The sequence below is a fragment of the Lysinibacillus sp. FW301-JW8 genome (assembly GCF_058788755.1).
The window spans coordinates 17,812-38,685 of record NZ_JBYTBB010000053.1 but is presented as its reverse complement, the minus strand read 5'-3'; the positions used below and the strand labels follow the sequence as shown (position 1 = coordinate 38,685).

At 33.0% G+C, this 20,874-nt stretch carries 23 protein-coding genes and 2 pseudogenes; 8 read left to right on the top strand and 17 right to left on the bottom strand.

Annotation, left to right across the window (positions count from 1 at the left end; genetic code table 11):
* Positions 1 to 524 precede the first annotated feature (524 nt).
* The 3 genes from AC3WOM_RS19225 to AC3WOM_RS19215 form a co-directional block, all read right to left on the bottom strand.
* Entirely contained in the window at positions 525 to 914 is a 390-nt protein-coding gene (locus tag AC3WOM_RS19225) for a tautomerase family protein (RefSeq protein WP_492447987.1), read from the bottom strand.
* Positions 915 to 1,492: 578 nt separating this feature from the next.
* Positions 1,493 to 1,942 (bottom strand): HTH domain-containing protein, encoded by a 450-nt coding sequence (locus tag AC3WOM_RS19220; RefSeq protein ID WP_492447986.1) that lies wholly within the window; start codon positions 1,940 to 1,942, stop codon positions 1,493 to 1,495.
* A gap of 358 nt (positions 1,943 to 2,300) precedes the next feature.
* On the bottom strand, positions 2,301 to 2,858 hold the full coding sequence (locus AC3WOM_RS19215; protein ID WP_492447985.1) for a cysteine hydrolase family protein: 558 nt from the start codon (positions 2,856 to 2,858) through the stop codon (positions 2,301 to 2,303).
* 284 nt (positions 2,859 to 3,142) lie between these two features.
* Between AC3WOM_RS19215 and AC3WOM_RS19210 the strand changes: the two genes are divergently transcribed.
* From AC3WOM_RS19210 to AC3WOM_RS19200, 3 genes and pseudogenes are all read left to right on the top strand, one after another.
* Positions 3,143 to 3,373: a hypothetical protein gene (locus AC3WOM_RS19210; protein WP_492447984.1), complete on the top strand. Its 231-nt coding sequence runs from the start codon at positions 3,143 to 3,145 to the stop codon at positions 3,371 to 3,373.
* Positions 3,374 to 3,465: 92 nt separating this feature from the next.
* Positions 3,466 to 4,239, top strand: a pseudogene (locus AC3WOM_RS19205) (class I SAM-dependent methyltransferase); the annotation flags it as partial.
* A gap of 427 nt (positions 4,240 to 4,666) precedes the next feature.
* Positions 4,667 to 5,866 carry a Ger(x)C family spore germination protein gene (locus AC3WOM_RS19200; protein WP_492447983.1) on the top strand — a complete coding sequence of 400 codons (1,200 nt, stop codon included), beginning with the start codon at positions 4,667 to 4,669 and terminating at the stop codon, positions 5,864 to 5,866.
* Positions 5,867 to 5,983: 117 nt separating this feature from the next.
* Here AC3WOM_RS19200 and AC3WOM_RS19195 read toward each other — a convergent pair whose 3' ends face one another.
* The 5 genes from AC3WOM_RS19195 to AC3WOM_RS19175 all read right to left on the bottom strand — a co-directional run bounded on the left by AC3WOM_RS19195 (position 5,984) and on the right by AC3WOM_RS19175 (position 9,473).
* A complete protein-coding gene (locus AC3WOM_RS19195; RefSeq protein ID WP_492447982.1) occupies positions 5,984 to 6,694 on the bottom strand; it encodes an ABC transporter permease in 711 nt (236 codons plus the stop codon).
* An 11-nt stretch (positions 6,695 to 6,705) separates the two neighbouring features.
* Complete coding sequence (locus AC3WOM_RS19190) at positions 6,706 to 7,401, bottom strand: ABC transporter ATP-binding protein (protein ID WP_492447981.1); 696 nt, start codon at positions 7,399 to 7,401, stop codon at positions 6,706 to 6,708.
* A gap of 63 nt (positions 7,402 to 7,464) precedes the next feature.
* Positions 7,465 to 8,013, bottom strand: a complete 549-nt coding sequence (locus AC3WOM_RS19185; protein ID WP_492447980.1) for a PadR family transcriptional regulator — start codon at positions 8,011 to 8,013, stop codon at positions 7,465 to 7,467.
* Positions 8,014 to 8,245: 232 nt separating this feature from the next.
* Positions 8,246 to 9,091: an MBL fold metallo-hydrolase gene (locus tag AC3WOM_RS19180; RefSeq protein WP_492447979.1), complete on the bottom strand. Its 846-nt coding sequence runs from the start codon at positions 9,089 to 9,091 to the stop codon at positions 8,246 to 8,248.
* 244 nt (positions 9,092 to 9,335) lie between these two features.
* The gene (locus AC3WOM_RS19175; protein WP_492447978.1) at positions 9,336 to 9,473 is read right to left on the bottom strand and encodes a hypothetical protein; all 138 of its coding nucleotides are present in this window, start codon (positions 9,471 to 9,473) and stop codon (positions 9,336 to 9,338) included.
* 321 nt (positions 9,474 to 9,794) lie between these two features.
* On the opposite strand from AC3WOM_RS19175, the gene AC3WOM_RS19170 reads away from it, so the two are divergent.
* Positions 9,795 to 10,556 carry a glycosyltransferase gene (locus AC3WOM_RS19170; RefSeq protein ID WP_492447977.1) on the top strand — a complete coding sequence of 254 codons (762 nt, stop codon included), beginning with the start codon at positions 9,795 to 9,797 and terminating at the stop codon, positions 10,554 to 10,556.
* A gap of 691 nt (positions 10,557 to 11,247) precedes the next feature.
* On the opposite strand, the gene AC3WOM_RS19165 is transcribed toward AC3WOM_RS19170, so the two are convergent.
* The 7 genes from AC3WOM_RS19165 to AC3WOM_RS19135 all read right to left on the bottom strand — a co-directional run bounded on the left by AC3WOM_RS19165 (position 11,248) and on the right by AC3WOM_RS19135 (position 15,010).
* The gene (locus tag AC3WOM_RS19165; RefSeq protein WP_492447976.1) at positions 11,248 to 11,580 is read right to left on the bottom strand and encodes a hypothetical protein; all 333 of its coding nucleotides are present in this window, start codon (positions 11,578 to 11,580) and stop codon (positions 11,248 to 11,250) included.
* A gap of 229 nt (positions 11,581 to 11,809) precedes the next feature.
* A complete protein-coding gene (locus tag AC3WOM_RS19160; RefSeq protein ID WP_492447975.1) occupies positions 11,810 to 12,094 on the bottom strand; it encodes a hypothetical protein in 285 nt (94 codons plus the stop codon).
* An 18-nt stretch (positions 12,095 to 12,112) separates the two neighbouring features.
* A complete protein-coding gene (locus tag AC3WOM_RS19155; protein ID WP_492447974.1) occupies positions 12,113 to 12,334 on the bottom strand; it encodes a hypothetical protein in 222 nt (73 codons plus the stop codon).
* An 11-nt stretch (positions 12,335 to 12,345) separates the two neighbouring features.
* Positions 12,346 to 12,492, bottom strand: coding sequence for a hypothetical protein (locus AC3WOM_RS19150; RefSeq protein WP_427548244.1), 147 nt, complete (start codon positions 12,490 to 12,492; stop codon positions 12,346 to 12,348).
* A gap of 11 nt (positions 12,493 to 12,503) precedes the next feature.
* The gene (locus AC3WOM_RS19145) at positions 12,504 to 12,983 is read right to left on the bottom strand and encodes a hypothetical protein (RefSeq protein WP_492447973.1); all 480 of its coding nucleotides are present in this window, start codon (positions 12,981 to 12,983) and stop codon (positions 12,504 to 12,506) included.
* Positions 12,984 to 13,439: 456 nt separating this feature from the next.
* Positions 13,440 to 13,625: a hypothetical protein gene (locus AC3WOM_RS19140; RefSeq protein WP_053592484.1), complete on the bottom strand. Its 186-nt coding sequence runs from the start codon at positions 13,623 to 13,625 to the stop codon at positions 13,440 to 13,442.
* Positions 13,626 to 14,251: 626 nt separating this feature from the next.
* A complete protein-coding gene (locus tag AC3WOM_RS19135; RefSeq protein ID WP_492447972.1) occupies positions 14,252 to 15,010 on the bottom strand; it encodes a class I SAM-dependent methyltransferase in 759 nt (252 codons plus the stop codon).
* Between the two features lie 315 nt (positions 15,011 to 15,325).
* Between AC3WOM_RS19135 and AC3WOM_RS19130 the strand changes: the two genes are divergently transcribed.
* The 3 genes from AC3WOM_RS19130 to AC3WOM_RS19120 all read left to right on the top strand — a co-directional run bounded on the left by AC3WOM_RS19130 (position 15,326) and on the right by AC3WOM_RS19120 (position 18,538).
* Positions 15,326 to 16,192, top strand: a complete 867-nt coding sequence (locus AC3WOM_RS19130; protein ID WP_492447971.1) for an AraC family transcriptional regulator — start codon at positions 15,326 to 15,328, stop codon at positions 16,190 to 16,192.
* A 16-nt stretch (positions 16,193 to 16,208) separates the two neighbouring features.
* A complete protein-coding gene (locus tag AC3WOM_RS19125) occupies positions 16,209 to 16,778 on the top strand; it encodes a GNAT family N-acetyltransferase (RefSeq protein WP_492447970.1) in 570 nt (189 codons plus the stop codon).
* 1,196 nt (positions 16,779 to 17,974) lie between these two features.
* The gene (locus tag AC3WOM_RS19120; RefSeq protein WP_492447969.1) at positions 17,975 to 18,538 is read left to right on the top strand and encodes a helix-turn-helix domain-containing protein; all 564 of its coding nucleotides are present in this window, start codon (positions 17,975 to 17,977) and stop codon (positions 18,536 to 18,538) included.
* Positions 18,539 to 18,754: 216 nt separating this feature from the next.
* Here AC3WOM_RS19120 and AC3WOM_RS19115 read toward each other — a convergent pair whose 3' ends face one another.
* Complete coding sequence (locus AC3WOM_RS19115) at positions 18,755 to 19,594, bottom strand: alpha/beta hydrolase (protein ID WP_492447968.1); 840 nt, start codon at positions 19,592 to 19,594, stop codon at positions 18,755 to 18,757.
* 236 nt (positions 19,595 to 19,830) lie between these two features.
* Between AC3WOM_RS19115 and AC3WOM_RS19110 the strand changes: the two are divergent.
* A pseudogene (locus AC3WOM_RS19110) lies at positions 19,831 to 20,295 on the top strand (tetratricopeptide repeat protein).
* Positions 20,296 to 20,346: 51 nt separating this feature from the next.
* Here AC3WOM_RS19110 and AC3WOM_RS19105 read toward each other — a convergent pair.
* Positions 20,347 to 20,559: a DUF3955 domain-containing protein gene (locus AC3WOM_RS19105; RefSeq protein WP_492447967.1), complete on the bottom strand. Its 213-nt coding sequence runs from the start codon at positions 20,557 to 20,559 to the stop codon at positions 20,347 to 20,349.
* Positions 20,560 to 20,874: the final 315 nt, after the last annotated feature.

Genomic DNA, 20,874 nt, shown 5'->3' with positions numbered 1-20,874 from the left:
CTGAAAAAAACTCAGATAGCTGGCCATTCGTCATGCGTACCGATAAGGTGCGCTTATTTTTGTATTTCGGGCTTACGTTGATTTAGCTATTTTTAACTATTTTATCATTTAATTATATGCAATGGTGACCCTAAGATTTTTTGTGATGAATAGTAAAAGACCAGGTGCACAATAATCTGTGATCACCTGGCCTTTTTATGCGTGTTCGTTTGTTTACCTTGACAATGATAGCGTAACACATCATCCTAAACAAATTCTGAACAAATAAAATTATATTTACTGAGTTTATTATTGAGATGTTTAATAATCAGTTTTGCCCTAAAACATCACTGTCTCTTGTAGAATATCAATCTCTGATTAAGGGTTTATCCATTCCATAATTGAATTACTTGTACTTTTTATAAGAGCAAGATACTTTAATAATGTTGGCTTAACAACGTTTTACACTTTATAAAGTCGATGGATTAATTAATACACTCTTTAGTTCAATAAGCTAAATAAAACAGTCACTAATTGATTACCCATCAAACTTTTACTTTATAATTCAGTGCTAACTCATCCCCTGGTAATCCTCTTATTCCCCAATTATGTCTTGGCGTTTCAAAAATTGTAATTTCAACATCTTGAGGATGGATATTCAATTGGCTATTTATCCGTTCAAATAATAATTTAAGTAATTGTTTTTTAGTCTCTATCGTTCGGCCTTCAAACATACTAACCTCAATTATGATATATGATTCAGTTCTTTCACTTGCAAAATAAAAATCCTCTTTGTCCATAGGAAAAAAGCGATGGAATTTCTTATCTGAAGGAAACTCAAGTGCATCCATCATACAAGAATGTATAATATTCGATAACGTTTCCTTAATAGGATTTAAACTGTCCTTAACACCATAGATTTTAATTTGCCCCATTGTCACTTCACCTCTCTCGTCTCAACTAGCCATCGTTAAATACTGTTCTATAAAGAGATATCCTTTCCATTCTACAAAGTTGTAATTTTATTCAAAAAATATACTTAACGTTACGGAGTTCAATAATGTCATCTGTTCTTTTCTCTAATAATTTTTTATCCTATTATATTATGTCTTCTTTCTTATGCCTAATTAATTGATCTATTACTGTATTAATTATAGTAACAATGACTAATAATAATATAAATTTCCAGATAAAATTCAAATTGAAGTCTTCAACCGTATAGATGAAGAGACACACAATTACTCCCATTAATAAGGCTCTAATGTGCACATTCATCAAAAATCACCTTTTTCTATTACCATTAAAGCTTATATCCAATTATCCCCATGTGATATTACTTGTAACATATTAAATTGCAATATCTTTGCTAAATCATAGTGAACAAATTTTAGAAGCCTATTTTCTACTTTTAACAGACAATTTCACAATCTCTTCTGACTAAAGTAACGATGATGCTGGTGCTTGAATATTCGAATGCCGACTCATATCGAATGATACTTAGCTTTAAAATTAATTATTGATTATGTAATACAAAGTGAAGCATGATGACATTCACACATATCTTCATTTCTACATTTCTATCAATTAATTGCGCTTTTCTGAAATCTATAAGTTCCTTTTCTCCCACACTAATAATTTTTGATAAGCTTCTGGTAGTTAGCCTGTAATCCGATAACAAATCATTTAATATTAAAGTTACTCTTTCTTTTGCATCAAAACTTTCAAACCCGAAATTTAACATAGTCAATTTATTCTCAATTTTTTCTTGTTGTTCATTCGAGATATTTCCTTTATGATTCAATAAATTTTCCAACTCATTTATAGATAAGTCTAATATTTTAGAAAGCTGTTGATGATTGAAGTTAAATTTTTCAACTAATTCTTGAATCTCTTCTATAAGATAATCAAATTGTGATATGTTAGAAACAAAAGCTACTTCTACCCTATCTCTGAATTCCTTCAAAAATTAACACCTCCATATCCTAATTAAATATTTGTTAGTCTAATATACCAGTATACACTATTTTTTCTACTATTTAGGCTCTTTATCATAACTTATAGTTGACTTCCGCTCCAGTCAATACTATTACGATTAAAAATGTCAACCACATCTTTTGGTGTTGAACCTTTATTCATTATAATTGCTAATTTTCCCCTTATTTATCCATTATGAAATAAACAAAGTGTATATTGTTATATTCCTTCAATATAATAAAAACCCTCCACAATTGTTCTGTGGAAGGCAAAAATCCCAAGCACTTGTGAATTTTTTAAAACTCTCAACAAACTGAACACATAAAATGTAGCTGCTGTTGATTCACTTACCTATAAGAATTATGTGTAGGATGAAATAGGTCTTCTTCTGCTTGTCTAACAACTGAAAAATTCTCCACATTGTAATGACCATGGAGTGTATTATTGTGATGTTTAATAATTTGCTCTGCCCTTAAAACATCACTGTCAGTTGTTGAATGTCCATCCCCGACTAAGGTAACGTCCATTCCATTAACGGTTGCTGTTCTTACTGCACTATCAATACAATGCTGTGTGGAGCAGCCCATCACAACAATATGTTCCGTCTTTAGGGATTGCAGGTATTCTAGAAGCTTTGTACCGTAGAAGCAATTGGTAGCCATTTTATCGAAGAGTTTTGCATGGCTAGGTACATAGATACCACTATGAATTTCGAACCCTTGACCATTGCCTTCAGCAACGTCAAGATCCCTGATAAAAATTATAGGTATATTTGCTTCTAATGCTTTATCAATCACAAGGTTAATATTATAGATTAGCTGATCTTTCTGAAATACAGCATTTTCTTCATGATTCCCATCTAAAAGTACTTGCTGGACATCAATAATTAATAATACTTGATTCAAACGATTTTCCCCTTTCAAATTGAGGAAAACGCTTTATTAGTTAAACGTCTTCCCCTTTTTATACACGTTAACATTATATTTGATTACCATAATATCTCCCCCTCAATTCAAATTCTTTCAAACACGGAAATTTTATCACAAAATTCTAACAAAAGACACCAATCACTAAAAATACTTGACAAAAAAACTTTTTTATGCAATAATTTACTTTTATGGATTAAATTTAAAAAAATAGGATTCTCCTGGTCAGGGGAATCCTATTTTTTTTGAAGGAGTGTATTTACTTGAAGAAAAGTGAATCCAGTTTAACTTCATTAGTCGCAGCATTTAGCAGAGCCTATCATAGTCAATATGATATCCCTAAAATTTTTGATGACTATCTTGCAAAAGATTTAATAACACAGCTTGAGTTTAACTTCTTTCAGCAGAAGTCTCCCACCTCAATAGATGGTGAGATGAATGCGAATTTAAGCTACTTTTCAGAGGTTGTCCAAACACCCGCTGAAAGAAGTTAAAGCCTCCAGCGGATGTCACGGAATCGGAAAGGAGTTCTTTGTGTAAGCACAAAGCCGATTCCGGACGCAATTATGCCAAGGCATAATTGATAAATATCCAAGAGAATATGGTTCAAGGCATTCAATTCTTTAACAGAGATATAGTAAAGGGGGATTCCGAAGAGCTCCTAAAATGGATTGTCCAAGTACAACTCTCCCCTACTCCATTAGCCCGTGCATCGTTTTGCGAAAAAGTTCTATTAAATGAAATCAGATTGGGCGTACAGCAATATGTTATTCTCGGAGCAGGTTTAGATACTTTTAGCTTAAGACATCCAGATTTAGAAAGCACCTTGGAAATCTTTGAAATAGATCATCCTGCAACTCAGGAAATTAAAAAGAACAGATTAGATGCTGCTAATTTTAAGTTACCTCATAATCTTCATTTTGTACCAATGGATTTTACAAAGAAATTTTCCTATCAATGCCTAATGGATAGTGGCTTTAACAATAAAAAAACTTTCTTTAGCCTCTTAGGAGTTTCGTATTATTTAACAAAAGAAGAAATCTCAAACTTGTTCAATCATTTATTTGCATATATGCCCTCAGGCAGCTCAATCGTAATGGATTATGCAGATGAAAACTTATTTCAAGAAGAGGGAATTTCCAATCGAGTAAGCAATATGGTAAAAATGGCTGCTGCTAGTGGTGAACCTATGAAGTCATGCTTCACTTATAATGAAATGGAAACGCGCTTAGAAAAGTCAAATCTACTAATTTATGAGCATTTATCACCTAAAGCTATTCAAAATCTTTATTTCAACAAACGTGAGGATTATCTAACAGCCTTTGAAACAATACATTATATCCATGCAGTAAAAAAATAACGTTATTTCAAATTGCACTTTAGCATATCCATTTTGAAAGATTATCTTGTTAGAAAATTTAAAGTAATTTCTAGTTAATTTTTATTTTATTTCTCAGGCAATTAACTATTCAAAAATAACGTTCTTCTCATATTAATAGTAATGTAAGCTGATTTAGTCTTACACCTCCGAGCTTTGTTACTATGGGTCACTTATTTTTATAAGTGGCCCACTTTAATGAAATTCTTTGAAAATAAGTTTGATTCTTTACTCCCCACAATCTTATGGCTATCCTCGATTTTTATTAACTCTAAACTATCTTCCCTTCCTTTAAAATAGACACGCTTCCAAAATACAAGCCATTTTCTTCAATAGGATTTTGATTATTTCTACTTAATTTTGCTTATCCTTATAAAGATATGAATTCTTTATTTCAGTGTAACTGGAGGTGCCTAACATAAAGTACTCACTATTCTTACTTCTATCAGTTCTACTCATTCTTTTGTTAGGTGGTTGTTGGAGTAAACGAGAGTTAAATGAATTAGCAATTGTTGCTGCTGTAGGTGTTGATCGAGTAAATGAACAATATGAAATCTCCGTACAGATTATAAATCCTGGACAAGTAGCATCAAAAAAAGGGACAAGTCAATCTCCTGTCATCGCTTATCATGCTACAGGAAAATCTTTATTTGAGGCTATTAGAAAGCTGACCACCTTAACACCAAGAAAGCCCTACTATTCACATGCTCAAATTATCATTATTGGAGAAGAATTGGCTGAGGACGGCATGAATAATATATTGGATTTATTTCAAAGGGATCCTGAGGGTAGAAGTGAGTTCAATATTTTAATTGCCCGCGATACAACAGCCAAAGAGGTATTAAGTATTTTAACGCCCTTAGAAGATATCCCCGCTAAAAATATGCTAAATGCACTAAAGAGTTCAGAAAAAGCATTAGGGTCAACAGACTCTGTTATTTTAGACGATTTAATCAATTCATTAAGCGGTAAAGGAAATAGTGCCGTTTTATCAACGATTGAATTGCACGGAGACAGCGTAATCGGGAATAATCAATCAAATGTAGAGCGAATACAAAATCCTGCAATACTACAATTTGGTGATTTAGCTTTATTTAAGGACTATAAACTAATAGGCTTTTTAACAATGGAGGAAAGCAAAAGTTATAATTATATGAATAATCACATTAAAAGTACGTTTGAAATATTGGCCTGCCCTGAAAAAGGAAAGCTCACTACTGAAGTAACAAATTCAAAAGCTAAAATAACAGGAAGAGTACAGCATGGTCATCCTAAAATTAATATACACCTAATTGTTGAGCAAAATGTTGCAGATGTAAATTGTACGATTGATTTAACCAAACCACAAAACATTACCGCCTTGAATAAAGCAACAAGTGAATCAATTAAGAACAGGTTAGACCACACACTCGATACACTGCAAAAAACATACAAAGTAGATGCTCTGCAATTCGGTGAGATCCTCTATCGTCAGGATTATAAGGGATGGAACAAAATCAAAGATAATTGGACATCCTTATTTCCTAATATAGACGTCAAAGTACAAGTCACTGTGAAAACTCAAGGGATTGGCACTAGTTTAAATAAAGATTTACAAAAATCTAATTAAAGCTATTTTTAAAAAGTACCGATGTAAAAAAATCCGCTTCGCTATGCAAACATATTGCGAAGCGGCAACAATGAACCAAAGAGTGAAAATTAATATCCATACTTTTAAGATTGAAAATTATTGATCACTATACCTAAACGTTTTTATAGAAATTAATAATGTGAAAGCAAGGCATAGTGATAAAAGCAGTAAGGATTCCCCCCAAACACCAAAATTATTTTGAAATGCACCTTGAATTCCTCTCAAAAACCATTCGAATGGATTTATCCTACTAATAAACTGTACAATACTCGGCGCCTTTTCCATTGTAAAAAATGCATTACTGCATAATAGCATTGGCAACATCATGACATTTGCTGTCATACTTAAATGTCCTTCATTTTTTACAAGACTAGATACAAAAAGGCTTAAAAACACAAAAGCTAATGAAGCAACTAATATAACGGGTGTCATATAAAAAAGTGAGCTAAAGGCAAAAGTTAGTTCATGAATTACTAAAGAAAATAAAAGAACGATGTAGGATAGGATAATGGCAATTAATGCCCATGAGCTTGAGACACTGACAATATATTTCCATAAGGGAAGCGGTGTTGCATGTAATAAATGATAGACGCCTCTCCTTCTTTGTGATAATGCAATAAATGCAGTCGTCATAAATGTGTAAAAAAACACACTTACAGCAATCATTCCCTCTGTATAATTCCCTGCTATGCTTGGTAAGAAAATTTTTAAAGCAATGATAGCAGTACATGGCATAAATATAGACCAAAACAGTAAATACATATCTTTTATGCTGGATTTAAGATTCAAAAAGAAAATCGTTTTCATTCTATCGCCCCTCACTTCGTTAATTCAAAAAATAATTCTTCTAAATGATGCGCTTGGTATTTTTCCATTAAATAACTGAAAGAACCATTTGCAATGATGCTCCCCTGATGCATCATTAAAATCCTGTCAGCTACATTCATGACCTCCAACATATCATGAGACGAAAATAACACAGTAACGCCTTGCTCTTTTAGTTTTTTAATGATTTGTTGAATTTCCTTCTGCCCTCTTGGGTCTAATCCTGCGGAGGGTTCATCTAAAATGACTAGTTTGGGATTGTGTAGGGTTGTCACAATGATTGCTAGTCTTTTCTGCTGTCCTAATGATAGTTTTATAGCTGGCGTTTTTTTTACTTGCAATAAATCAAAGGCAGAGAGTTTTTCATCCATTGCTTTACTGGAAATTGATATTCCGTAGAATGCGGCAAATAATTTGATATTATCCTCCACTGAGTAACCCTCAAAGAATGGGGTTGATTGGAGCTGGGTTCCTATCTCCTTTTTAAAATCAGATTGCCAATATTCTATTGTTCCACTATCTTGCGGCACAATACCAAGAAGCATGCTGATTGTTGTTGTTTTTCCAGCACCATTTGAGCCTATAAGTGCAACAATTTCACCTTCTTCAATATCAAAATTTATATGGTTGACAACACATCTTGTTTTATAGAATTTTGTTAATTGATTTGCAGAAATTAACTTTGTCATAAATTCTCTCCTTAATTAACATTGTATATTCAACTTTGAATATATGGGTAATTTTTAACTCCCTCATTTGAGAGAGTTTTCTTTTTCCATGATATCAATAGCCTGAATGATAAATTTTAATTGAACATTTACAATTTCTAGCATATGATCAAATGCCAGTTGAGTTAGTGCTGGTATTTCACCATACATCGCAAGCTGTTTTGCCTCATATCCTACTTGAATTGCCTTTTCTTCCTTTTCTAAAATCTTTTTTTGCTTCTCTAAAGCTTCTATCGCTCTTGTTATAGGAAGTTTAAATGCAAACGATATCCCTGAATATAGTGTTGTTGGATACACTACAGAAGATTTTTCAAGAGCCTCAATAATCAATTCTTGCTCATATTCTTTTCCTTTGTCAGTAATTTGGTAGATTGCCTTTTGCCTATGACCTGTTGATTCAATGCTAGCTACCTCTATATATCCATCTTTTTCAAGCTTTTTTAAAGCATTATAGATAGAGCCAATTAGCACTCCACCCCAACGCTCCGCATCACTCAATTCAAGCATTGTTTTAATATCATAGCCAGTCATAGGTTTTAGTCCTAACATTGCAAGCACTAATAATTTTGTCATAATAATCACCTTTTTATATTCAACGTTGAATAAATTGAATATAACGATTTTTCATTTTTATGTCAATAGGCTTTTTATCAAAAGATTGCAGCTGATGAAGCGAAAAGTACCGACACCGCTGCTAATTTATATTGATATCATATTATTGCACCATCAGAGCATGTATCAATGAAGACTGCAGCAATAATTTCTTACTACAGTTTTATTGCAAGATCTACATACAACTCCATTATTAATTCAGAAATCTGCTATGATTTGGTAAAGCGATTTGTTCGAATTCAGTAGCCAGCTTATGCAAATTTTTTGTAAGCTCTTCGCCCTTCATGGGCAACCCATGTCCTGTTAATGCAACTGAAGGCTTTAATGCCTCTAATTTTTTGATGGATTCCCAAGCAGCTGGCCAATCCGTCGTAAAATAGCGTGGAGGTCCACTTATTTCTTTTTTCTGTAGTAAAACTTTATAGAGTGATTCCTGTTTTACCGTAACAAATGCATCGCCAGCAATCAATACTCGATCATCCTCACGAAACAAGGAAATATGCCCTGGTGTATGACCTGGCGTGTGAATCCAGCGAAAACCATGCATAAATGGTACACTACCATCCAATGGAAGCTGTTCAATATTATCTCCTAAATTGATGGCTTCATTTGGAAAAATGGATGATAGCTTTGCAATTAAGCCACCATTCACGATAGGATCTGGTGCTGGGTAATTTTCTTTCCCTGTTAGAAAAGGTAATTCTAGAGCATGCGCATAGACTGGCATACCCCAGTGATCAATTAAATCAATAATTGCACCAACATGATCAAAATGTCCATGGGTTAAAATTAATGCTTTTGGTTGACAATTTGCAACGAATCTCTTCTCGGCAATAGAAATGATTTCATGAGCACTTTTTGGCATACCAGCATCAATTAAAACAAATTCCTGTTTATAAGGATCTCCATAAAGTATAATATTGACAATTTGAATCGTTTGTTGATAAAGATCAGATAGAACTTCAATACCATCTCCACTCCAAATCGAAGTTGCTGGTATATATTTATAATCCCCACCATAATTCATATCTTTTTGCATATTAAACCTACTTTCTTCATGTACTATATACCCTTATTTTCCCTTTCAACAACAAAAATATTGCAAGAAAAAAATGGATAAAAAAAACCTGTAAGACCTTAGTGGCTACTCCCACTAAAAATCGAACAGCTTCTTAAATGTTAATCTCATCTTTTTTATTGAAATTTGTGACCCACCTAATAAATTACGATATTCTTAATATCTACATGCAAAATTTTTATATTTAACAATTATTTTATAAACTTCACTTAAAAGCATTTACCATTAAATTTACAGCACTTTTTAGTTGATCATTGGTTACTACTTCAAATAATTGCACATCTATTACAATATTACATACTGATCCTTCTATACCACGTTCTGTTACAACAATTGTTTTCATTTTGCCCACTCCCTTTCTTTTGTGTTATTCACCAGTAGATTTACATATTATTAGCACCAAAATATCCCCAAACCGTAGTTTAACTATTTATAATTCATTTGGGATAAGATCCTTTATTCCAATCAATTTTCTAAGCTTGGTCTTTTATATATTTCTGTGCGAATATAATATTCCTGTGACTGTATGTACATCATGTTATCAGCTGGGATGAAGTCAGCTACACTTTGAATAAATCGTGATAAAATAGACATAAAAAACTCTATATTTACATGATATACTAAATTTGTAAGTACTAATTGCAACAAGAAAGAGGGATTTTATATGTCCAAAAACAAGCTATTTATTAAGGATGTTTCTGAAAAGGATGTAAAATTTTCCGTAATAATACCTGCTCACAACGAAGAAAAGTATATAGGGGAATGCCTAGAATCAATTGCCAAGGCTGCACAACCTTATAAAAATCAGGTTGAAGTGATTGTTGTACTAAATCGTTGTACGGATAAAACAGAGGAAATTGCTAAGTCATACAATTGTGTGACATTGGAAAATAACGATAAAAATTTATCAAAAATTAGAAATGCAGGTGCTGAACTAGCAAAAGGTGAAATCCTGATTACAATTGATGCTGATACTCGAATGACAGAACACTTGTTATTAGAAGTTGAAAAGCACTTAGCATCTAATCAATACATTGGCGGAGGCGTGAACGGAAATTTCGAAAGAATTTCCCTGGGAATAATTGTTTCAACTATGCTATTGATTGTACCTATATTGTTTAAATATGGATTTATTTCTGTAGGAATTTTTTGGTGCTATAAAAAAGATTTTCAGGAAATTAAAGGTTTTAACGAGAAGATGCTTATGGCAGAAGATGCTGACTTTGCAAAGCGATTAAAACAATGGGGTAAGTCAAATGGAAAAAAATATGGGACAATTAAGAATGGAATGATGACTTCGTGCAGGCGATTTGACCATTATGGGGACTGGGTTTTACTTAAACGACCTGGTATGATTTTAGCTTATTTAAGGGGCAATAATCAGAAGGCCGCTAATGAAGCTTATTATGACGATCAAGCAAGATAATAATAAAGTAAACTCAATTGCTTATTATTATAGATAATAAAACAGATAACTATATGGGTTGTCTGTTTTTTTATATGTATTTTTCTCTCCAGATTCTAAACAGAAATAAAAATTAGATAAATGCATCGATTTTTTCAATTTCAAACGAGCTGTCACTCAATCGCTACTAGAAAAAGCGATAAACCCATTTGCCAATAAGCTTCCTTTAACTAAAGATGGGCGTTGGGAACAAACTGTTCTTATCGGTAAAAATGGTTACATTTTTATTCTGGTGAAATTGTATAAGAATATACTGCATATTACTAACCTAATAAAATGATAAAAATTTATATAAAAAACCCAGACTCAAGATTATTGAGTACCTGGGCTTTGGTGTATAGTTGAGGAATGGTGCATCTTAACCCTTTGTGCAGAAGGGAAAAGTTGCACCTGAATTATTATATCAATTCAAGTATTGAATCAGTATCCAACAAATGGTTTAAAAAGAAATTTAATCACATAGAATTGGATAATATACATTTTTAACTAATATTATCCAATTATTTTAAAATCTTTAATTATACTTACCTGTTCCCATTTCTTATTCTGATTACTACTAACTTAAAAATAGAAAAGATTAAGACCACCCCTTCCTTAGTGATCTTTTATGGTTTATTTAAATTAAAGCCCTCATTATCCAAACACCAAATTACTATAAATATTGGAGAATTAACTGATATAACGCTATGGAAAGTCCTAAAATACTTGCTTTCATTTTAGATGGATGATATCTTTTACTACGAAACAAGTAAAAGAAGACTACTATAAATCCCAAGGGAATCCATAGTTGAAAGATACCTTCTTTTGTACCGAGAGAAAAAATTGGAGTAATATAAGTGCTAATTAGAAAGTAAAAGAAAATCGTAAAACGTCTTGTTTCTAATTGCTTGCTCCACCTTACTAAACAGAAAATAATAATGATTGCGATAATCGTAATATGTAAAGGAGGTAGAACGATAGTAACGTCTCCAAACCTGAATTCCATTCTGCATTGCCCTCCTCATAGGGCATTCACCTCATTCAGTATGGTTTAGTTTCGTCGCTACCGTTATACCGAATTTTGGGAGGTGCCCATTTTTTATTGGTTTAGAACCCTTGAGATTTAAGGGATTAGAATTATGAGTTTAACTCAAATAATAAATATTTGAAAGTACTGAATAAACTAGTTTAAAGATGAATCAATCATAAATGATTCACGACACCCTTAATAAAAACTATTGTAGAATCATAATACCTATGCACCAAAATGGAATTGGTAACAACAATTGTATAATCATACATATTGCACATATTTTTAAACTTTTCTGAGATATGAATTTATCTCTAATTAAATAATAGATATAAATAATAATATTTGATAAGGCTGCTATGATTGCTGCTCTCATATAAATATCTAGATCTTCGCTGTAACCAAATAATGACCCAATGACTAATACTGAGAAATAAACAATTGTAAATAGAATACCTATAGTAATATTAAATATTGTATATACTTTCATAGCATACCTCCTCAAAACCTACTGTTCAAATTCATGAAGATGGAATTGTATAATTCCATGTGCATTGAAAGAATAGTCTAGAGCTTCTTCACCTGCAACTATTAAATCACTCAACTTGTTTATTTTCGGGAAGTTTGATTCTTCCAAGGTAACTACTTTATCATTTTTTCTTGCTTTATATAAAAACGTTCCCATTTCTTTACCAATCCATGTACCATTTAAACGTTTTCCCCCCGCCACCAATTAAACTACTATACAACAATGGTGCCAAAAGGTATGTCAATATAAGCAAGCTCTACCTCTGTATCATGTGGTACTACATCTCCTGTAGCCTCTCCAGTTTGATAGATAACTGTGCCTGTTACTTTGTTATAAATTACACGATTATCGAGTTCCATATTATCCTCCTTTAAAATCTTGAATAAAAACATAGAAATGTCTGCGGATTATCTATTCTCATAGGAAATCCATTGTTAAAAGTTACTGTTACTGTATAGCTACCATTACCTAAGTTATTTACTTGCATTTTTTGTACGTAGATAGAATCTCTAATGTATCCAACTCCAACATCTAGAGAGTATCCTGCATATAATACAGAGCCTCGAGAATTACAAGCACCATTCCAAGGTTCAAAATTCATGGCTGGAGTTGTCAGCGTTACTGATTGACCAGCATTCATAGATGGCAATTGAAACTGAGGGAACTCTGCTTTCTTAACTCCTGTAGGTATAGCTCTAATGTTAGCTGCCATTTGAGCACCAGTAGCTGTCGGACTAGTTGGTACACCTTTGTCAGTGATTGCCGCAGCTACATTTGTTTTGACATCACTGACAGATTGCTTTAAATCTTGCATACTAGGAGACCAAGCACCCCACGTACCATCGTACATGTACCTGCACTTAAAGTCAGGATGGTTATAGCCGTACGCTATCTGCAAACGTGTAGTATTTCCAAGTACACCATACCACCTATTCTCTATATACCACCAGCCGCCTCCAGCATTGGCATGATTGGTTGTGAAAAATTGTGTAGTTTCTGTGTCAGGGTCGGAACCTTCTCTATTAGATGCTACAGTCTAAAGGTAATAAAGTTTTTAAATTGAATGGATTTTGATTCATGATTTCCTCCTTGCCCAATTTAGTTACTCGAGATGAAAGACAAAATAAAAAGCCACTCAAAATGAATGGCTTGATCACTTTTTTAACTTATATCTCTTTCTAAATTTAAAGAGCATCATTCTTTATGTGAATGATACTCCTCTAAAAACCGCTTACTTATGATACGGTTCACCGTACCAGTCCTAAGTGCGGTTTTTCCAACTATTTGTTAGTGGCACCACGATTTATTATAATCGCTCTAAATCCTGGTATTCTTTCATATAAGGACCATCCTCTGCAACATATGAATGATACAATGCCTTTACTGCGAAATTTTTCTCTAAACCCATTTCAGATTTTAGCTTTTTTAATTCATCATGCAACGCTCGATGTTCATTGATAAGCTTCAGCATAATTGATTTATTATATTTCATAACATCCGTCCTTTTCCATGTCAAAGCTCGCATTATTTGTTGAAGCTATATTACACCATTATCACTCGTAATCGCAAGAGCTTCCTTTGAATGACTCATACACTTGTACTTCACCTACAATACGTGATCGTGTATATTCCATTGTCATCATCCTTTCTCTCCGTATTCATCAAGCCAATCCTCGAATGTGATGTAAGGTACAGTTCGTTTTGGCGGCTTAATTTCATCTTGAGCTTGCTTTAATGACTGAAGATGCGTTTTGTTTGGTAACAACTCGTCAATTCTTTCTGCCAGTTTTAAAATTATTCAAGAACAATTAGGACATAGTGACATTGGGTTAACTATGAACACCTACAGTCATTAAACTAAAGAGGATAAAAAAGATGCTATTGATTTATTTAATAAAATATTATAGTTTGGTCGCTTTTTGGTCGCTTCCTATTTTCAAGGTCCTCAATCTCAATTGTAATTAAACATTGTGGGGACTTAATACCAAACCTTATTCTCTCTTTCAACATTAAAATTATTGCAAGAAAAAAAACGGCTAATATAAAGAAAACTGCAAGATTTTAGCGTTTTCCCCACTAAATCGAGCAGATTTCTAAAAAGATTTCAATTGTTAATTATCACTTACGAACAGCTTCAAAAGTTACCAATCCACTTTCTATAGAAGGTTTTTTGTTATGGGTATAATCCGCTGAACACGTTATATTAGAAAAACCTATATTTTTCAATATTTGTTGAAATTCTTCAATTCCATACCATTGCAATGGGAATCTCTGTAGTTCTGTATCTATTAATTTACCATTTTTCCACTTTTCATATTTTAAAACGGTAAGAGTGGTTTGATTGCTCCAATCCATCTCAATGGATTTACTTTCTAACGCTATCCCCTCGGTGTCTGATAGCTGATAATAGGAGGTAGTGACTTCTCCTGTACGCCAATGTAATGGCAGTAGCAAGTCCAATATAAGTCGCCCACCTGGAACCAAATGATGATAGATACATGTTAATGCATCAATTGCTTCCTTCGAATGCTCAATTAAACAAAATGTTCCTGTTGGCATAATCACAGCTTCATATTTGGTATTTAATGAAAAATTGCTCAAATTACCTTCATAAAGCCTTGCATGTAATCCTCTTTCTGTGCATCGTTTTCGACAAGAGGCTAGCATCTCTGGTGAATTATCAATACCATCTACATCAAAACCCGTCTCTAATAAAGGAATAAGGAAGCGACCAGAACCTACCCCTGCTTCTAGTACCTTACCCTTTGTTCCCGTTAATCGATGAAGATAATATTCAATATCCCCATTTATGGAATGCCCTACTGGTTTTGTAAAATCATAAAGCTCCGTGCTTATTGGACCATAATAACTATACATTTCAATTCCTCCGATTTTATGTAGAAGAATCTAGTAAATTTTCTTCCACACCTCAAATTTGTTTGATGGTAAAAAAGAGCTGACTGTCATCATAAATCCCTCGCTTTCAGTAAAATATAACAAAATTATACATTTTAATTCAACTTTAATCAATATCATATTTTAGAATTTAATAAATAAGAGCTGCATTGTCTTAATTTTACTTCCATACTTTTATCAACCATTCAGGTTCATTTTAATTTACAATATTAGCACAAATTATCAAAAAGTAAGGTTTAATTGTCGTTAATATTATATACAGAAAGGGGCTATGATATGGATTATTTTGAAAGAATACAAAACGCTATTGAATATATTGAGAAGCATCTACAAGATGAATTAATTATTACTGATATATCAGCAAAGGCTTACTTCTCTGCATTCCATTTCCAAAGACTTTTTCAAGCCATTACTGGTTTTTCTGTTCAGCAGTATTGTCGAAATAGGCGGTTATCTGAGGCAGCTATACTATTAGAAACTACCTCCAACAACATATTAGACATTGCAATTGCCTTTCAATATAGCTCTCAGGAGGCTTTTACGCGTGCATTTGCCAATTACATTGGTGTAACACCCGCAAAGTATCGCAAAGAAAAAAATGTCGTTCCCCTTCAAAATAAACTAAATTTTATGGATTATAAAATGAAGGGAGATTTTATCATGAATAAGCCTGAAATGACTTATTTAGAGAAAAAGCTTATTATTGGATATGAATACCATACTACCTTACATGATGAAAAATATTTTATAGATATTCCTGAATTTTACATCGACTTTGGAAAAAATCATTATTATGAGCGAATTTCACATAAGCTAGCTCCAAATTTCGCTTATGGAATATCTACTAACTTTCAAGACGATGGACAATTTTCCTTTATTATTGGCGAAGAAGTAAATAGCAATACTGAATCCTCGGACAATGGCTTTGTCCAATATGAAATTCCTGAGGGCAAATATGCGGTATTTTCTTCTAATGGAGCTGCAGAGGCAATTCAAAATATACGATGCTATATTTACGGAGTTTGGCTACCAAATTCTAATTATGAAAGAAATGAAGGTCCTGATTTTGAAATAACAGATGTAATCAATTCAGTTTATCCAGACGATATGAATATAAAAATTTACATTCCAATTAAAACCTAACAAAGGAGAGAACATCATGAATTTAGCAAAGGTATTTGAAGAATTCCCAATTTTAAGCTCAACGAAGCTAGAGTTAAAAAAAATAGACAATCGCCATTTACAGGAACTATTTGATATTTATGATAACGAAAAAGTATTTGAGTTTTGCGGGATAATTCCAAAACACAATCTTCAAACTGTCGGTAAAATGATTGGTCATTTTGATAGAGACTATCAGAAGAAAAGCAGAGTAAAATGGGGTATTTTCCGAAAATCTCAGAATGATACATTAGTGGGCATTATTGAAGCAATGGATTTTAATCAGAAAGTAGATATGGCAACAATCGGTTACTATTTAGCTGAGGTATATTGGGGTAAAGGCATTGCCACTGAAGCTGTAAATATACTTGTAAAATTTTTATTTGAGGAGGTCGCAATTAATCGAATACAGGCTGAAGTGATGCCCCTGAATGAACCATCGAAAAGGGTACTACTAAAAAACGGCTTTCTCAAAGAAGGGCTATTAAGACAGGCTTCACTATGGTCTGGCAAAGGTGTAGTGGATTTAGAAATATACGGCTATCTTAAAGAGGAATATAATGCCTAAATAATCTCTTACAGACTAGAGCACTATGTGATTCTGGTCTTTTTTTATTAATAAAGCTATTTTCAACTTTTTAGTTCTTCTCCCAATTTTTAAAAAGTAAAATCTCAAAAGGTCATTGTACCAGCTCCACTATGCTTTCATATCATAGACAAATTATAGAACTGGTACCAGCAAATATTCCAACAATAAGGGAGAACAAAGTATGGAAGATGATCGCTATCTAGAGCGTATCAATTAGAATTTAGACAATCGTCATAAATTTGATAAATGTTACTGTGAATCCAAAACATATTAATGTAATCATGATAAAGGCTACGATAAAGAAGACATTGAGTTTGAAGATACCGATACTTATAAAATATTATAATTTTAAGGATGTTAAGCAAAAACAGAAAAATAACAACAGGACTAATCATCATTACAAAGAAATAAATACCAACAATTACAAGGGCTGTGCTTATCAACTTTTACAATATCTTGATCCTGGCACATTAGTAGACATTTTACTTGCTAAAGGTGGTAATTTTTTAAATGTTTACTTCTTGTATTTTGATGATCCAAGTAACTGTGTGTACTTCCTTCAAATAGGGCAGCCGCTATGACTATTATTATAGATTGTGAAAGAATTGAGGCTATTCGTAAAATTTAAGGCTAGCTGAATAAAAAACAGAGGGCTCTTCCAAAATTGGGAGTAGCCTTTTTAGTGTATGGTGACTTATGATAACAGTGAATATATTTAACTTCTTTCAACAATGTTTTTTGTATCGAAAGCGTAGCGGCAGACACAGAAGTCTCCCACCTCTATAGCTAGTGAGATGAATGCGAATTTAAGCTTCTTTTCAGCGGGTATCCAAATATCCGCTGAAATAGAGGAACTCAGTCTAAGAACGCCACGTCCTGTGGCAATCTATCTGTGCGAAAGCGAAGCGACAGCAACACACGACTGAGTGACCAACATCATGCTACTGACGCTACGTTAGCACTACGCTTTCGCGCAAAAAACATCTGTCGGCCCAAAGCCTCTGGCGGATGTCACAGAATCGACTTTGTGTTAACACAAAGTCGATTCCGGACGCAATTATGCCGAGGCATAATTGATATTAGATTTTGCACTTTTTGATTATAGACAGTAAAGTGTGAAATCAAAAAGATCATCTATATACCTGCTTGCAATTCTACGAATGGAGGTCTATTAAATGGAACCGAATACTCCAAATCAAATTGTTACACAAATTGGTCTAACACTTAAAAAACTTCGCAAGGATAGACAGTTAAACCTTCAAGAATTAGCAGCATTAACAGGTGTTAGTACACTCACGCTTGGAAATATAGAACGTGGAGAAACCAATCCTACACTTGGTGTGTTATGGAAAATTTCAACAGGACTATCACTTCCCCTTATGTCCTTATTTTCAACTGCACGTAATGTCACGCTATCACAGGCAGGAAAAGGTCTGCGTATTGCTGGAGAGCAAAAAAATTGGGTGATTGAGCCCATTTTTCAAACAACTATTAATGGCATCGAGATGTATCGTGCCTATTTACAGCCTCACAGTCTCTATCAGCCAGAAAAACATCATCCTGATACAACTGAAATCGTTACAGTCATGACAGGAACTATAACGATGCAAGTTAACGAAATCTCGTATACATTAAATCAATATGATTCTATCAACTTTAAAGCGGATGGCATTCATACCTATATCAATAACTCCGAAAGCTTGGTCGTATTGCATATTGTTCTAAAATACGGTATTTAATCAATTACTCACTAGCGTAATTGCGTCCAGATTTTTTCGACCTCGATCGAAAGCGCCTCTTCAAAATCTGTGACATCCGCCAAGTGCTTTGGGACAACCTGATGTTGGTCACTCAGGCATGGTTCCTTTCGCACAGTAAAGATTTGCTGAATCTAGATAAAAAAATGAACCAGTTATTCTCCGTCTATAGAGAATAACTGGTTTTAAGTTAATCAATTATTTATCATTAATCCAGCTGATTAACGTTTTATCAAAAGTTTCTGGTTCTTCATACATTGGATTGTGACCACTCTTTTCAAAAATAACCTTTTTGACATTTTTGAATAGCCCATCTATTGAATCCCAAAGTGAAACAGGAGCAACTAAGTAATCATATCTACCTAATCCTATAAAAACAGGTTTTTCTACATCAGCCAATAAGTGAATCAAATTGCGTTCAGCAAATGCTACTCCCCAAAGATAATCAATGATTTGCATATTTGTATAGACGCCTTCCCACATATCTGTAGCATCAAATGTGTAATCATAGAAACTATGCGCCCCCATTCGAAGACACATATGCACAAAGCGTCTTTCAGGGTCATTACGAATATCATCTTCTAAAAAAGCAATATCATGCTCAAATTGTCTTTTTCGCTCAGCATCTGCTGTCTCGTTAAAATAAGAAAAGCTTTGCTGCTGCCTTTCTTGACTATTTGTGGGTGCAGAATTCAAGAGTATAACCTTGTCTATATATTGAGGATATTTTTTAGCATAGGCTAGGGCCATAAATGCATGTCCAGAATGTCCTAAAATAATGAAATTCTCTAGCTTGAGAAATTGTCTTGCAGCCTCAATATCTTCTACAATTTTATCTAAAGTATAATCCTCTTGTTTTAGTTCTCCAGGTGATTTCACAAATCCTCGGTGATCTAAAAAGTAGAATTGAAAATGCTTATAGAGATTTTCAGAGAATAAGCGAGGGTAATATACACTACTGCCAATTACCACAATTTGCTTCCCTTGCCCCTTTACACAATATGTTAAATCAAAGCCTTCACAATTGATGTTATTCATAATAATAGTTCCTCTTTTCTAATTGTTTTAGAAGAGCTATCGTGAAACTCTTCCTTCTATCACTCCCTTTCCTTTTTACATTCCCGTGTCTTTTCCATTGAACGCTCAAGCATTCATACTCACCTCAAGCATTTTTTATATCTATTATACCATCTAATCAAGACAAGCTATAATAGAAATTGAAATTTGAACAAAAAATTGAAAAGGATAGATAAATGGATAAATAATTAAAACACATAATAACGCTGAGAGAAAATGGGCAATTAGAAGAAGCTAATCAGCTAATGATAGCTCTCGTTAAAGAAAAACCTGAAAATGGATTGTATCATTATCATTGTGCATGGACTTATGATTCATTAGGAAAGGAAAAAGAAACCGTCCCTCACTATGAAAGAGCCATCCAATTAGGACTTGGGCATGAAGATTTAGAGGGTGCTTATTTAGGATTAGGAAGTACCTATCGCACATTAGGTCAATATAAACAGTCAAAACAAATTTTAGAGCAGGCTATAAATGATTTTCCAGATGCCGAGCATTTAAAGGTTTTCTATGCTATGACGCTCTATAACTTAAAGGAACATTCAAAATCAATGGAAATTTAATTAAATACTCTCCTATCCACTTCAAAACACGAAGGCGTAAATGCATACAGCAAAGCCATTAAGTTTTATAGTGATAAACTTGATTATATTTGGGAGTAACCAAGATGCATAAAAGATCAGGTTCCGTTTGTAAACCTGATCTTCTTTTATTTAATTCGCAATATATGTCTTTCTTGATAAAATAACGACAAATAAAAATGAAATTATACCACTCAGGAAAAACAAATAACTTAATGGTATTAAAAAGAAATTTCTTTCCACAATTGTTCCATCTGGCATTAATTCATCTCCAATCAATCCCTTTGTAACTAAACATAAAACCCCTAAACAAATTGGCAAAGTAGCAAATATATATTTTTTCATCCTTTATTCTCCTTTGAACTTTTATTCCTTTATTTAAATAGTAAATCAAAATTGAAATATGTTTTTAACACTTACTATTGACATAGTAACTGCATTCACATTATAAGTCAATATTTTTTTATCGAAAAACAATAAATAAATATTGTATTCCCCCTTTCGTTTAATCCATAATTTCGCAAAATAAAATAAGAACATGCATTCCCCCTCTTTTAAGTATTTTTACGTCAATGAATTTTTTGTATTTAATTTATATGGTGCGAGTGTATATAAAAAAATAATAATTATAGTGTCGGATAATCTGTAATATTAATAAAA

What these genes read in the sequence shown, in the direction of transcription:
- AC3WOM_RS19225 (WP_492447987.1), bottom strand. Translation starts at nt 914, where the DNA reads ATGGGGCAAATTAAAATCTATGGTGTTAAGGACAGTTTAAATCCTATT.
- AC3WOM_RS19195 (WP_492447982.1), bottom strand. Translation starts at nt 6,694, where the DNA reads ATGAAAACGATTTTCTTTTTGAATCTTAAATCCAGCATAAAAGATATG.
- AC3WOM_RS19190 (WP_492447981.1), bottom strand. Translation starts at nt 7,401, where the DNA reads ATGACAAAGTTAATTTCTGCAAATCAATTAACAAAATTCTATAAAACA.
- AC3WOM_RS19185 (WP_492447980.1), bottom strand. Translation starts at nt 8,013, where the DNA reads ATGACAAAATTATTAGTGCTTGCAATGTTAGGACTAAAACCTATGACT.
- AC3WOM_RS19180 (WP_492447979.1), bottom strand. Translation starts at nt 9,091, where the DNA reads ATGCAAAAAGATATGAATTATGGTGGGGATTATAAATATATACCAGCA.
- AC3WOM_RS19175 (WP_492447978.1), bottom strand. Translation starts at nt 9,473, where the DNA reads ATGAAAACAATTGTTGTAACAGAACGTGGTATAGAAGGATCAGTATGT.
- AC3WOM_RS19170 (WP_492447977.1), top strand. Translation starts at nt 9,795, where the DNA reads ATGTCCAAAAACAAGCTATTTATTAAGGATGTTTCTGAAAAGGATGTA.
- AC3WOM_RS19165 (WP_492447976.1), bottom strand. Translation starts at nt 11,580, where the DNA reads ATGGAATTCAGGTTTGGAGACGTTACTATCGTTCTACCTCCTTTACAT.
- AC3WOM_RS19160 (WP_492447975.1), bottom strand. Translation starts at nt 12,094, where the DNA reads ATGAAAGTATATACAATATTTAATATTACTATAGGTATTCTATTTACA.
- AC3WOM_RS19150 (WP_427548244.1), bottom strand. Translation starts at nt 12,492, where the DNA reads ATGGAACTCGATAATCGTGTAATTTATAACAAAGTAACAGGCACAGTT.
- AC3WOM_RS19145 (WP_492447973.1), bottom strand. Translation starts at nt 12,983, where the DNA reads ATGTACGATGGTACGTGGGGTGCTTGGTCTCCTAGTATGCAAGATTTA.
- AC3WOM_RS19140 (WP_053592484.1), bottom strand. Translation starts at nt 13,625, where the DNA reads ATGAAATATAATAAATCAATTATGCTGAAGCTTATCAATGAACATCGA.
- AC3WOM_RS19135 (WP_492447972.1), bottom strand. Translation starts at nt 15,010, where the DNA reads ATGTATAGTTATTATGGTCCAATAAGCACGGAGCTTTATGATTTTACA.
- AC3WOM_RS19130 (WP_492447971.1), top strand. Translation starts at nt 15,326, where the DNA reads ATGGATTATTTTGAAAGAATACAAAACGCTATTGAATATATTGAGAAG.
- AC3WOM_RS19125 (WP_492447970.1), top strand. Translation starts at nt 16,209, where the DNA reads ATGAATTTAGCAAAGGTATTTGAAGAATTCCCAATTTTAAGCTCAACG.
- AC3WOM_RS19120 (WP_492447969.1), top strand. Translation starts at nt 17,975, where the DNA reads ATGGAACCGAATACTCCAAATCAAATTGTTACACAAATTGGTCTAACA.
- AC3WOM_RS19115 (WP_492447968.1), bottom strand. Translation starts at nt 19,594, where the DNA reads ATGAATAACATCAATTGTGAAGGCTTTGATTTAACATATTGTGTAAAG.
- AC3WOM_RS19105 (WP_492447967.1), bottom strand. Translation starts at nt 20,559, where the DNA reads ATGAAAAAATATATATTTGCTACTTTGCCAATTTGTTTAGGGGTTTTA.